Below are 12,466 nucleotides of genomic sequence, written 5' to 3'. Positions count from 1 at the left end.
GGCGAACGGATGAGCGAACGATTTGCCAATTTGACCAAGACACCCCAGATGCCTGCCGCCCGGATGCTGGCGGATGCCAATGCGCGGCTGGGCACCAAGCTGGATGCACCGGCCAGTGCGCCTCTGGAGGTTGTTCTGGCCGAGCTTGAAGAAAAAGGCGCGCCGATTGACATGTTACGACTGCTGGGCGTGGCTCTGCCGCCGCGTGAACGGGTTTGGTGGTCCTGTCTGGCGGCGCGCGACTATATAGGCGAGGCGCCGGATCACAACACGCCGTCTCTGGCGGCGTCCGAGGCTTGGGTGTTTCGCCCGACGCCGGAAAACCGCGAAAAGGCCGAACAGACGATAGACTTGGCCGAACCGGATGATGAGACGATAAATTGCGCCATGTGCGCGCTTTATGCCGATGGGACACTGGGTACAGGTGATCTTGCCGGGATGCCCGCTCCGCTTGGCGCGGCCGAGGCGCTGGCCTTTGCGATGAATGTTACCGCGATGGGGTATCATGAGGGCGACTTCGACGCCTACGTGCAATTGCTGATCGACCGTGGTCTTGATATCGCCCGTGGCGGGAACGGCAAGCTGGAGACGAAGGAGTAGATATGGGATTTCCTCAGGCCCGCGTTGCGGATCTCCACACCTGCACCTTTCTTGCCCCACCGCCTGCGCCGCCCGCACCGGTGCCCGCGCCGATGCCGATCCTGCCGCCATGTTGCCCGACAGTGTTGGTCGGCAAAATGCCTGCCGCGCGAATATTCGACATGGCCACACCCGCCTTTCCGCATCCGATCATCAAAGGCTCAGCCACGGTGCTGATTGGCAAGATGCCAGCAGCGCGGGTGATGGACACATGCGCCTGTGGTGGGCCCATCGTCAAAGGTGAATTTACCGTGTTGGTCGGAGGATGAAGACAGAAGTATGACGGTCACGCTCAAATTCCAATCCACCGGCATCGTGCCGGGCGACGGGCGTCCTGTGTCGATGCAGGGGGGGTCGCTAACCGTAGGGCGCGGTCCGGCCAATGATCTTGTTTTGCCCGACCCCGAGCGAACGCTCAGCAAGAACCATTTCGTGATCGAGGATCACAATGGCAACGTGGTGATCGTGGACCTGTCGACCAACGGGACCTTTCTGAACTATTCCAAGATTGCATTGGGCCGGACGCCGACACCGCTGAACAATGGCGACGTTCTGACGGCGGGCGGTTACGAGATGGTGGTCGAGATCGGCGCCGATTTACCCTCGTTCGAAGAGATGATCCCGCAGCCGATGCAGCAGGGCAACGTCTCGCCCGGACAGTCGCAAAACGCGCCGGACCCGCTGGATTTGCTGGACACGTCCTCGCCGGGAGGGGATTTTCTGGACGACCTGCTGGGTGGCGAAGCCCCTAAAGGACCGGGCCAGATCGCAACGCCTGATCCCATGGACGAGCTGCTGCCACCGCTCGGCGATGACGACCCGTTCTTTGCCAAACCTGCCGATGCGCATCAGGGCATGGGGGCGAGCGACCCGATGCACAACCCCTCGGCCACGGATGCGTTTTCTGCACCCACCAGTGGCGGCGGCGCGAACCTGATCCCCGACGATTGGGATGACGATTTCCTGTCGCCGCAAGAGCCGTCTTCTTCGGACCCGTTTGCTGCGCCACCGCCGGAACCGGCTGCGCCGCCTGCCAAGCCAACACCGGGCGGGCAGGCTGCCCCGCCTCCGCCGCCGGAACCTGTGGCACCTGCGCCAGAACCTGCGAATGAGCCCACTGTGGTCGAAACCCCTGCGCCTGCTGCGGCAAGTGGCGATCAATCCGCCGCCCGCGCGCTGCTTGAGGCGCTTGAGGTGGACGATCTGCGCATCGATGACGCTGATCTGCCCGCCACGATGGGTCGGATGGGGCGCGTGTTACGGGCAATGATCACAGGGCTGCGCGAAATTCTGATGACGCGTACCTCGATCAAGTCTGAATTCCGCATTGATCAGACGATGATCAGCGCAGGCGGAAACAACCCACTGAAATTCTCGATCAGCGCCGAACAGGCGATCGAGGCGTTGGTGAAACCGCGGGTCAAAGGCTACCTCGCCTCCGAGGAGGCGACCGCCGAGGCGTTGAACGACATCAAGGCCCATGAGGTCGCCATGGTCACAGGGATGGAGGCCGCGCTCAAAGGCGTGTTGTCGCGGCTCGACCCCGAGGTGCTGGCCGGGAAAATCGAAGGTTCCGGAAAACTTGGGTCACTTTTCAAGGGTAAGAAGGCCCAATATTGGGAAGTGTATGAAAAGATGTATGCGGAAATTTCGGATCAGGCCGAGAATGATTTTCACGATCTCTTCAGCCGGGAATTCGCGCGTGCGTATAAGGAACAGCTGGAAAAGCTGAAGTAACGCCCCATCGGGCGCAATAAAAAGGGAGGGCAGCCATTGTCCTGGGACAGCAAGGTGCTTTGGACCGAAGGGTTGTTTTTGCAGCCCCACCATTTCCAGCAGGCCGACCGGTATACCGAGGCGCTGGTGGCCGGGCTTGCGCGCCGGGTGACACCCTATGCCTGGGGGCTGAGTGCGCTTGAGCTGGATGACGAGGTGCTCAAGGTCGGGCAGATAGCGCTGAAATCCTGCTCGGGGCTGACGCCGGACGGGCAGGTGTTTCGCGTACCGCAAGCCGAAGACCATCCGCCCGCTTTGGAAGTGCCCGAAACGATCAAGGATTGCGTTGTTTACCTGACCGTGCCGCAGCGGCGACAAGGCGCGTCTGAGGTAGATCTGAGCGGCGCGGAACAATCCGTCAGCCGCCTGCGTCCCGCCGAACAGGAAATCACCGACGTGATGAGCCAGCAGAAAAAGCCGGTGACGCTGGGCGTTGGCAAGCTGCGCCTGCAATTTGCGCTGGCGGTGGACGATCTGGCCGACAAGCTGGCCATTCCGATTGCCCGCATCATCGAAGTGCGCCCCGACAAAGAGATTGTTCTGGATCGCGGCTTTGTCCCTTCGGTTCTGGATGTGCGCGCAGCCCCGGCATTGGCGGGGTTCATGAACGAGCTTGAGGGGATGCTGTCGCACCGGATGCAGGCATTGGCCGGGCGGCTGTCTGAGGGCGGACCCGCCAAGGGTGCTGCCGAGATTTCGGATTTCCTGCTGTTGATGGTGATCAACCGCAACCTGCCGCTGGTGCGCCATTTCGCCAATATCGAAAACGTGCACCCCGAACACGCCTACCGCGTTTGCGCTGCACTGGCTGGCGAGTTGGCCACTTTCATGAGTGCCGAGAAAGAGGCCGTGCAATTCCCCGCCTACCAGCACGACAACCTGACCGAAAGTTTCGCTCCGGTGATCCGGGTGCTGCGGCAGTATCTCAGCTCGGTGCTGGAGCAAACGGCGATCTCGATCCCGCTGGAGCCGCGCAAATACGGCATTAGCGTCGGTGTGATTGCTGATCGCAAGTTGATCGGCTCGGCCGGATTTGTGCTGGCGGTTAATGCCGATATCCCCGCCGAAGACGTTCGGAGGCACTTTGCGGGTCAGGCCAAAACCGGCCCGGTTGAGGAAATCCGCCAATTGGTGAACTCGGCCCTGCCGGGCATCACCCTGCGCCCGCTGCCGGTTGCGCCGCGCCAGATTCCGTACCATTCGGGCGTGGTCTATTTCGAACTGGACGCCGCCAGCCCGTATTGGAGCAAGATGACCACTTCTGGCGGGATCGCGGTGCATGTGTCGGGGCAATATCCCGGCTTGCAGATGGAATTGTGGGCGATCCGCAATCAGTAGCCGTCCGGGCAGCTGGTTGGTACGAAACAAATTGATGGGGCTGCCTGCGTGGACCACTGGACCATGCGGGCGCTGTGAGGAAGCAGGTAGATCATGTCCGACAACGATCCTTTTGCCGAACCGGACGATACAGACAAGACGGTCATCCGCCCCAATCCGGGTGGACGACGTCAGGCCGGGACCATGCCGCAACAACCCGCCGCGCCTCAGCAACCGGCGGGCTACCCCGAGCCGATGGAAGCGCCTCAGCCGCAGCCCGGTGCGGGAGCGGACGGATATGGCGTGCCTCCGGCGCAGGCCCCACAGTCGCGCCCACCACAAGGCGGTGGGGAACAGGTGGCCGCAACCGGAATGAACCGGCTGAACGCCTGCGCCGCGCCTTTGTTTTCGCTGATCAGCCGCATTCGCAACCGCGCCCAGCACATGGACCCGGACAAGCTGCGCCAAAGCGTGGTGGCCGAGGTGCGCAGCTTTGAAAATGCAGCTCTACAAGCGGGCATTCCGGCGCAGTCGGTCAAGGTGGCTCGCTATGCGCTATGTGCGACGCTGGATGATGTGGTGCTGAACACGCCGTGGGGCGGCCAGTCCAGTTGGGCCACGCAATCTCTGGTCGGGACATTCCACCGCGAGACGGTGGGCGGGGATCGGTTCTACGACCTTCTGGCGCGGCTGGAACAGGAGCCTGCGAACAATATCGAGCTGCTGGAATTCGTCTACATGTGCCTGTCGCTGGGCTTTGAAGGCCGCTTGCGGGTCGAACAAGGCGGACCGGACAAGCATTTGCAAATCCGGCAGGGTCTGGCGCGGGTCATCCGGGCGCAACGTGGTCCCGTTGAGCATGATCTGGCCCCGCATTGGGAAGGCGTGGACAAGCCTTACCGTGCGCTCAGCATGTGGAAACCGGTCTGGATCGCGCTTGGCGTTACGGCGCTTTTGCTGGTGATTGAATTCAGTGGCCTGTCTTACGTTTTGTCGAACAAGACGGAAAATCTTGTGGGCCAGATGTCGGTGATTGACGCGGGCCCCGTGACCGAATTGCAGCGCCGCGCGCCTCCGCCACCGCCGCCACCTCCGCAACAGCAACCTCAGATCGCGAAGGTCGTCGAATTCCTTCAGCCCGAGATTGACGAGGGGCTGGTCGAGGTTTTTGAGAAAGGCAATACGCTGGTCATCCGCATCAAGGGGTCGGGCATGTTCGGGTCAGGCTCGGACAGTCTGCAAGACAAATTCCAAGAGCCGGTGCGCCGGGTTGCCGTGGCGCTCAACGCCGAGCCGGGCACGGTGATCGTGACCGGGCATTCGGACAATGTACCAATCCGGTCAGCGCGCTTTCCATCCAACCTCGCCTTGTCGCTGGCGCGCGCAAAATCGGTGATGAATAAGATGTCGCCCGAATTGAACGACCCCGATCGCCTCAGCGCTGAGGGCCGCGCCGACAGTGACCCGATTGCCGACAATTCCACCCGTGAAGGCCGTGCCACCAACCGCCGGATCGAAGTCCTGTTGGTGCAGGAGGATACTCAATGACCGCCCGTAGAATCCTGAGATTCATCTTCATGTCGATCTACACCGTGCTGTTTTTTACGGCGACGGCGTTGTCCTTGTGCCTTTATTTTTTCGGACCACTTATTGGTTCGGATGAATGGCGTCCTTTGGATGGGATGACGGCACGGTTTATCTGGTGCGGTGTGATTTATGCGTTTTTCCTGATCATTGCGCTAACCATCTTCTTTGTTCGTCGTCGTCGCGAAAAGAAGCTGACCGAAGAAATCACCGAAGCCGTCAGCGACGGCGGCGACATGATCGACAGCGAAATCTCGGAGCTGCGCGGCAAGTTGAAAACCGCGATGGCCGCACTGCGCAAATCCAAAAACGGACGGCGGCATCTGAATGAGCTGCCGTGGTACGTGATGATCGGCCCGCCGGGCGCGGGTAAGACCACAGCCATTGTGAATTCCGGCCTGAACTTTCCGCTGGCCGATGAGATTGGTAAAACCGCGATTGGCGGTGTGGGCGGCACGCGCAACTGCGATTGGTGGTTTACTGAAAACGCCGTTCTGATCGATACGGCCGGACGATACACGACGCAGGAAAGCGACGCTCAGGTCGATAACGCGGCGTGGATTGGGTTCCTTGGGCTGCTCAAGAAATACCGCAAGCGCCAGCCGATTAACGGGGCGATGATCGCGATTTCGTTGTCGGATCTATCTTTGCAGGACGAAATCACCCAGAAAGAACACGCAAAAGCCGTGCGCCGTCGTCTGGAAGAGCTGCGCGAAAAACTGGGCGTGCGCTTTCCGGTCTATATCCTGTTCACCAAGGCCGACCTGATCGCTGGGTTTGCCGAGTTCTATGACAATCTGGGCAAGGAAGACCGCGAACAGGTCTGGGGTTTTACCTTGCCATTGGACAAGTCCCGGTCTGAACAATCCCCCGTTGCGGCCTTTGACGAGGAATTCGCGTTGCTGCTGGGCCGTCTGAATGCCCAATCGCTGGAGCGGATGCAGACCGAGACCGACCCCCAGCGCCGCGCTTTGGTTGCGGGCTTCCCGATGCAGGTGGCCTCATTCCGCAAGGTGGCGCATGAATTCCTGACCGAGGTGTTTCAGGACAGCCGCTATCAGCACCGTCACATGTTGCGTGGGGTCTATTTCACATCCGGCACGCAAGAGGGCACCCCCATTGACCGACTGATGTTGGGCATGGCGCGTACCTTCGGGATCGGACGTCAGGCGATTGGTTCGGGTCAGGGCTCGGGCCGGTCGTATTTCCTGACCCGCCTGTTCGATCAGGTGATCTTCCGCGAGGCCGGTCTGGTCAGCGCCGATGACAAGGTCGAGCGGCGGTACAAGATCACCAAATGGGCCTCGGTCGCGGCGACGGTCATCGCCGCGGTTGCAGTGGGTGCCCTGTTGGTGCGCAGCTTCTCGGGTAATTCCGAGCTGATTGCCGAGGCGCAAGAGGGCGTATCCGCCTATCAGGCTGCAGCGGCGACGCTGCCACCCAGCCCGGTGGGCGATACCGATCTGGTGCCGGTGGTGCAGGCGCTGAACACACTGCGCGATCTGCCCGCGAACCCGACCCTGTCCGACCCGGACCCTGAAACGCGCCTGACCTATGGCCTGTATCAAGGCGACGTGATCGGCACGCAGGCGGCGCAGACCTATCGCGCGGCGCTGAACCAGCGCCTTCTGCCGCGCCTGTTGCTGCGTCTCGAAGAACAGATGAGCGCCAATATCAACAACCCCGACGTGCTGTACGAGGCGCTGAAGGTTTATCTGATGTTGGGTCTGCAAGGGCCGATGAACCAGAACCTTGTCAAGGAATGGATGAATATCGACTGGACGGTGTCTTTCCCCGGCCCCTCGCGCGAGGAATTCCGCGCTGATCTGAACGACCATCTTGAGGCATTGCTGAGTCAGCCGATGCAGGCTGTGGCGCTGAACGGGCCCATGGTCGAGCAGATACAGGGCCTGCTGTCCGAACTGCCACTGGCGCAGCGCGTGTATAACGGCATCATCTCAAGCGCTTCGGCCACGGCGCTGCCCGAGTGGCGGATTACTGAGGTCGGCGGCCCTGCGGTGGCGCGCGTTTTGGTGCGGTCTTCAGGTAAGCCATTGAATGACGGGATTGAGGGGATCTTTACCTATCGCGGTTTCAATGACGTATTCGTCGGCGAAGCTGTTGGCGTAGCCAAACGGGTGCAAAAGGAAAGCTGGGTTCTGGGCCCGCGCGGCGAGGCGGAACAGACCGAATTGGCGCTGGCCGCACTGAGCCGCGATGTTCTGGACCTGTATTACAACGACTATATCGCGCGCTATGACGCGATGCTGGGCGATATCGACATCGTACCGATGGAAAGCCTCAGCCACGCTGTCGAAGTGACCAATGTGCTGTCTGGGCCGACCTCGCCGATCGTCAACATCCTGAATTCGATCTCGGACGAGACGAAGCTGACGGAAAGCCGATCGGTCCTGCCAAATTCGGATGCTCTTGGTGAAGGGTTGTCCGATGCGGCCAGCCTCGAGTTGCAATCGGCGACCTCGGTCCAGACGCAAATTCTGCTGGAGGCACTGGCCAAATCCAGCGGCGCGACCGCATCGCAGCCGGTGCAAGAGCCGGGTCAATACGTCGAGGATCGGTTTGCCTGGCTGCATCAGCTTGTTGATCGGCCCGAGGGGCAGCCCTCGCAATTGGATCAGTTGATGGGGTCGTTGACGGGTGTCTATCAGGAACTGAACAAGATGTCGTTCAGTGGCACTTCGGGTGGTGAATCCGGGCAGGCGTTGCAGCAATTCCAACAGGAAGCGGCGCGCATTCCCGGCCCAATGGAACGCTGGGCGGTACAGATCATCGACGGATCGTCGGGGATCACGTCTGACAGCACGCGAGCCTCGCTGAATGCGCGCTGGCAGGCCAATGTGTTGCCCTTCTGCGAGCAGGTCGTCACTGACCGCTATCCTTTCAGCCGTAGGTCAGGCGCGGATGTGGCGATGGGCGATTTCAGCCGGTTGTTTGGGCCGCAAGGTCTGATCGACACGTTCTTTACGGACAACCTCGCCAAACACGTGGACATGCGCACGCGCCCGTGGAGTTGGAAAAGCAGCGTAAACGAGGCCGATCTCGGCATTAGTCAGGCCGTTCTGACCCAATTCCAGAACGCCGCCGAAATCCGTGAGGCTTTCTTTGCCGCGGGCCCACAACCGCAGATTCAGTTCCAGATCATGCCCGAGGCGCTGGACCCCAAGGCAAAGGGCGTCACGCTTGAAATTGACGGACAATCGCTGGAATTCCGCCATCGCGGCGGGCTGCCTTCGCCGATGGCGGTCACGTGGCCGGGGCAGGTTGGATTGGCGCGGGTAACGTTCCAGCCCGATAAGCGCAACATCGAAAGTGTGTTGTCCAAGGACGGGCCATGGGCGTGGTTTCGCCTTCTGGACGCGGCAGAGGTGCGGCGGACCAATGTGTCGGACCGCAAGAAGGTGATCTTCAATGTCGGCGGCCGCATTGCGATCTTCCAGTTGCAATCTGGCTCGGTCATCAACCCCTTTGCTCTTCCGGCGCTGCAAAAGTTCAGCTGCCCTAAATCGTTCTGATGCAGCGCAGCGGATTTGGTGCGTTTGGTAAAATGCCGTCGGTCGGGGATTTCTTCCGACTGGGGGTGACGCAGGACTTCGTCCAGCCGTGGGACACGTGGATACAGCACAGCATGTTGGCTACGTCTGAGGCTTTGGGCGCGTCATGGGACGCCCACTACATGTCAGCTCCGATCTGGCGGTTCTGTCTGGCACCAGGGCTGGCGGGGCAGCAAAAGATGCTTGGTGTACTGATGCCCTCGGTCGACCGGGTGGGACGACGGTTCCCGCTGACCCTGGTCGCTGGGGTGTCCAACGAAGGCTCGGCCATTCTGACCCATTTCCGCGCGGATGCCGTGTACCGCCAGCTCGAAGATTTGGCCCTGGCCGCGCTTGAGGACGACATGACCCGCGACAAGCTGGCCGAGGGGCTGGAGGCGCTGCCCGTTCCCTTGCAGGAACCCACATCCCCGGTCCGGGCCGAGGGCAAAACGCTGGTTTTGACACGGGGCGAGGTCTCGGACAGCCTGTTGCCCGACCTCGCGGCGGGGTTGGTCGCGCATCGCTATCGGTCTCCGACAATCTGGAGTACGGACATCGGCGGCGTCCCTCGGATGATGGTCTGCGAAGGTTTACCGCAAGGATCAAACATGCAAGGTTTGTTTAATCTTCACGCTGCAGTCTGGACCGAGGCAAGGCCACTATGAATTCAAGTCACCGCGTTCGGTACAGCGCCCGCAGCCATGTCGGCCTCAAGCGCAAGCTCAATGAAGATGCCGTTTTGGCCCTGCCCGAGGAAAGCCTTTGGATGGTCGCGGACGGTATGGGCGGCCACGAAGGGGGCGATTACGCCAGCCGTCTTGTCGCTGACATGGTCGCGGCAATCCCGCCGGGACTGCCACCAGCGGATCGACTGGTGAAGTTGCGGGATGTGTTACAGCAAGCGCATTCGGCAATCCGTCAAGAGGCTGAGACCCGTGGCGGTAAAACCATGGGCACGACCGTTGCCTGTATGATGCTGGCCAACGGCCATTTCGTCGGTTTGTGGGCGGGCGACAGCCGCATCTATTTGCTGCGTGACAACCGGATTCAAATGCTGACCACCGATCACTCGGTTGTGGCCGATCTGGTGTTGGCGGGCCAAATGAGCTGGGATGAAGCGGAACAGCATCCCCAATCAAATGCGATCAATCGCGCGGTCGGGGTCGGGGATGTGCTGGAGCTGGACAAGATCCGGGGCGAGGTTCAGCCGGGCGACCGGTTCCTGATCTGCTCGGACGGGCTGAGCAAATACGCGACCTTCCCGATGCTGGAAAAGGCGCTGTCCGAGATGCCGATTGAAACCGTCGCCGATCAGTTGATCCAGATCGCGCTGGATGGGGGCGGGGCTGACAATATCTCGGTGATCGTGGTCGATATTCCCTAAGCCCCGCGCTACTGCGCGAGGGTGGTCAGGATACGGCTGTCCAGCGACAAAATCTGCGTTTCCACATTGCGATCCTGTTCGCGCAACGCCTCGGCATATCCGGCAGCGGATTCCGTGGTGGGGCGCAGTGTGTCGAACAGTTGATTGTCGGTATGCAGCACGATTACCTTGCTTTTGCCCAAGGTGCTGTCATCAACCTGAAAGGCAATGCCGCCGTTTTCCTGACTTTCGGGGATGGAATACGCCACACGAACCGACACTGGCCCACTTTCTCCATCCCGCAGCGCGGCAATCCCGTTTTCTTGACGTGTCACATTTGGCAGTAAGTGGAACACGTTACCAGACACATCGAGAACCGAGACAGACAGGAACCCGTCCTGCACACCTTGCGGTAGGTCGACGTCAATCACCGGGTTCTGTCCTACGACAAAATCTCCGGTTGGGTTCGGGGCGTCGTTTTGTTCACCGTTGAAAAACGCGATAGAGATGTCGCTGGCCGGAGCACTGGGAAGGTAGTTCTCGATCAGGCATAATGTCGGGTTCAACACGTTCACACCGTCCAGATCAATCGGCCGCTCACCGACCAGTGCGGTCAAAGCGGTATTCAGCCCAACCAAACTGTCCTGAGACGCCAGAGTGCCACTGACCTGAACAGGGGTCTCAGGGCCGTACCCGGCGGTGGGGGCATTTTCCAGTTTTAGCGCGCCGCAATCCGCCAGACTGGCCAGGATCGGTCGAATATCGGCGGCGGGCAGGAACAGTGGCTCAAGCTCCAGTTCGACAGTGCCTTGCAGCCCGGCGGGCAAGCCTGCCGAGTAAAGCTGTTCCAGCTTGTCATGCAGCGCCTGATCCGTGGTTTGTCCGGTCAATTGAGCATCGTTTCCGTTCACGACCAGCCGCCATTCATCCAGCTCCATCACTGTTTCGATGACGTCATTGACCGCAGCGCCCCAGCTTTCCGAGATTTCCCCGGACGCCAACGTCAGATCAACCGTCCCACCCTGATCGGTGATCTCGCGTGTCATCGTGTCCCGTGTGTCTTCCGAAGGAACAAAACCGACGGCGCGTGGCGGCAGGCCCTCGCGCTTGTCCGCCACCAAAGTATAGGGTGCGGCTACGGGATATTGGGGCCCTGTAAAGCTGTCGAATGCGCCGCTGAAATAGGCACCTGCACCACCGCCGACAATGACCAGCGCGCCAAGGGCGGCAACCAGCTTGGTGCGCGATTTCTCGGGCGTTTCGACCGGAGGTGCTGCGGGTGCTGCGACGGCCGGGGCAGGCTGCGCAGGGGCCGCAGGTTTGCTTTTGGGTACGATTATAGTTGCGTCGTCATCGGTCTCGGCAGGGGGGGATTCCGCCTGTCCCGACCGGGTCGAGGACAAAGCCCTCAATACTTCGCTGGCCGATTGATACCGGTCATCGGGGTCCGGCGCGGTCATCTTATCCAGCACGGTTTTCAGCGGCTCGGGCACATCTGCAGTGTCCAGTGGTTGTTTTTTACTTTCCACAACCTCCAGCAAGTTACGCCCGGAATTGGCCTTTTCGCCCCGGAAGTTCGCCAGCAGCAGCGCGCCCAGCGAGTAGATATCAGTGCGCCGATCAGTCTTGCCCGACAGCTGCTCGGGCGCGGCATAGGCGTATTTGCCCGCGAACTCTCCACCCACGATGGTTTCGGCACCGGGGTTGGTGTCCTTGGCGATGCCAAAATCGATGATCACCGCCTGCGCAGGATCACCGTCACGCAGGATGATGTTGTCCGGGCTCAGGTCACGGTGGACGATGTTGCGCGCATGCGCCGCCTCGAGCCCCTCGCAGACGCGTTTGCAGATGGTCAGAATATCGTCCGCCGACATGGGGCCATCGGCCAGTTTCCGGTCCAGCCCCGGCCCGTCGACATAGTCCATCACCAGATAGACATGTCCGTCGGCAGTACGGTTGTTTTCGGAATAGCGCACCACCGCGTCATGGCGGATGTCGCGGATCTCTTCCTCACGGGTCAACAGAACGAGGTAATCGTCGTTGCTGGAAAATTCAGCCTTCAGCACCTTGAGCGCTGCCAGACGCCCCGATATCTCGGAGCGCGCACGATAAACGTCAGAGGTACCACCCCGCCCAAGGATTGCCTCGATCCGATATGTATTGTTCACCAGATCGCCCGGCTGAAACAGGTCGCCTGCGCGGGATTCAGTCATGCTGCCCTCGAAATTGTGTT

Annotated in this window: 9 protein-coding genes; 8 read left to right on the top strand and 1 reads right to left on the bottom strand. The window is 60.7% G+C overall.

Annotated elements, in window-relative coordinates:
- Positions 1-9: 9 nt before the first annotated feature.
- The 8 genes from J7380_RS18175 to J7380_RS18140 all read left to right on the top strand — a co-directional run bounded on the left by J7380_RS18175 (position 10) and on the right by J7380_RS18140 (position 10,254).
- Positions 10-600, top strand: a complete 591-nt coding sequence (locus tag J7380_RS18175; RefSeq protein ID WP_209197519.1) for a hypothetical protein — start codon at positions 10-12, stop codon at positions 598-600.
- 2 nt (positions 601-602) lie between these two features.
- Positions 603-908: a PAAR domain-containing protein gene (locus J7380_RS18170; RefSeq protein WP_170356385.1), complete on the top strand. Its 306-nt coding sequence runs from the start codon at positions 603-605 to the stop codon at positions 906-908.
- A 10-nt stretch (positions 909-918) separates the two neighbouring features.
- On the top strand, positions 919-2,376 hold the full coding sequence (gene tagH / locus J7380_RS18165; RefSeq protein ID WP_209197516.1) for a type VI secretion system-associated FHA domain protein TagH: 1,458 nt from the start codon (positions 919-921) through the stop codon (positions 2,374-2,376).
- 36 nt (positions 2,377-2,412) lie between these two features.
- Positions 2,413-3,753: a type VI secretion system baseplate subunit TssK gene (tssK, locus tag J7380_RS18160; RefSeq protein WP_170755852.1), complete on the top strand. Its 1,341-nt coding sequence runs from the start codon at positions 2,413-2,415 to the stop codon at positions 3,751-3,753.
- Between the two features lie 93 nt (positions 3,754-3,846).
- Positions 3,847-5,280: a type VI secretion system protein TssL, long form gene (tssL, locus tag J7380_RS18155; protein WP_209197512.1), complete on the top strand. Its 1,434-nt coding sequence runs from the start codon at positions 3,847-3,849 to the stop codon at positions 5,278-5,280.
- Positions 5,277-8,849 (top strand): type VI secretion system membrane subunit TssM, encoded by a 3,573-nt coding sequence (gene tssM, locus J7380_RS18150; protein WP_247742628.1) that lies wholly within the window; start codon positions 5,277-5,279, stop codon positions 8,847-8,849. The genes tssL and tssM overlap by 4 nt, the downstream gene beginning before the upstream one ends.
- On the top strand, positions 8,849-9,535 hold the full coding sequence (gene tagF, locus J7380_RS18145) for a type VI secretion system-associated protein TagF (protein WP_209197508.1): 687 nt from the start codon (positions 8,849-8,851) through the stop codon (positions 9,533-9,535). The genes tssM and tagF overlap by 1 nt, the downstream gene beginning before the upstream one ends.
- Positions 9,532-10,254, top strand: coding sequence for a protein phosphatase 2C domain-containing protein (locus J7380_RS18140; RefSeq protein WP_209197489.1), 723 nt, complete (start codon positions 9,532-9,534; stop codon positions 10,252-10,254). The genes tagF and J7380_RS18140 overlap by 4 nt, the downstream gene beginning before the upstream one ends.
- Before the next feature lie 8 nt (positions 10,255-10,262).
- On the opposite strand, the gene J7380_RS18135 is transcribed toward J7380_RS18140, so the two are convergent.
- A complete protein-coding gene (locus J7380_RS18135; protein ID WP_209197486.1) occupies positions 10,263-12,446 on the bottom strand; it encodes a serine/threonine protein kinase in 2,184 nt (727 codons plus the stop codon).
- Positions 12,447-12,466 lie beyond the last annotated feature (20 nt).

This window comes from Ruegeria sp. R8_1 (assembly GCF_017743815.1).
In the GTDB taxonomy this organism is placed as follows: domain Bacteria; phylum Pseudomonadota; class Alphaproteobacteria; order Rhodobacterales; family Rhodobacteraceae; genus Ruegeria; species Ruegeria lacuscaerulensis_A.
The sequence above is the reverse complement of the archived record's forward strand: the minus strand, read 5'-3'. Positions and strand labels throughout refer to the sequence as shown.

Excerpts from the sequence above, each read along its gene's own strand:
- J7380_RS18175 (WP_209197519.1), top strand. The coding sequence starts at position 10 with ATGAGCGAACGATTTGCCAATTTGACCAAGACACCCCAGATGCCTGCC.
- J7380_RS18170 (WP_170356385.1), top strand. The coding sequence starts at position 603 with ATGGGATTTCCTCAGGCCCGCGTTGCGGATCTCCACACCTGCACCTTT.
- tagH (WP_209197516.1), top strand. The coding sequence starts at position 919 with ATGACGGTCACGCTCAAATTCCAATCCACCGGCATCGTGCCGGGCGAC.
- tssL (WP_209197512.1), top strand. The coding sequence starts at position 3,847 with ATGTCCGACAACGATCCTTTTGCCGAACCGGACGATACAGACAAGACG.
- tssM (WP_247742628.1), top strand. The coding sequence starts at position 5,277 with ATGACCGCCCGTAGAATCCTGAGATTCATCTTCATGTCGATCTACACC.
- tagF (WP_209197508.1), top strand. The coding sequence starts at position 8,849 with ATGCAGCGCAGCGGATTTGGTGCGTTTGGTAAAATGCCGTCGGTCGGG.
- J7380_RS18140 (WP_209197489.1), top strand. The coding sequence starts at position 9,532 with ATGAATTCAAGTCACCGCGTTCGGTACAGCGCCCGCAGCCATGTCGGC.
- J7380_RS18135 (WP_209197486.1), bottom strand. The coding sequence starts at position 12,446 with ATGACTGAATCCCGCGCAGGCGACCTGTTTCAGCCGGGCGATCTGGTG.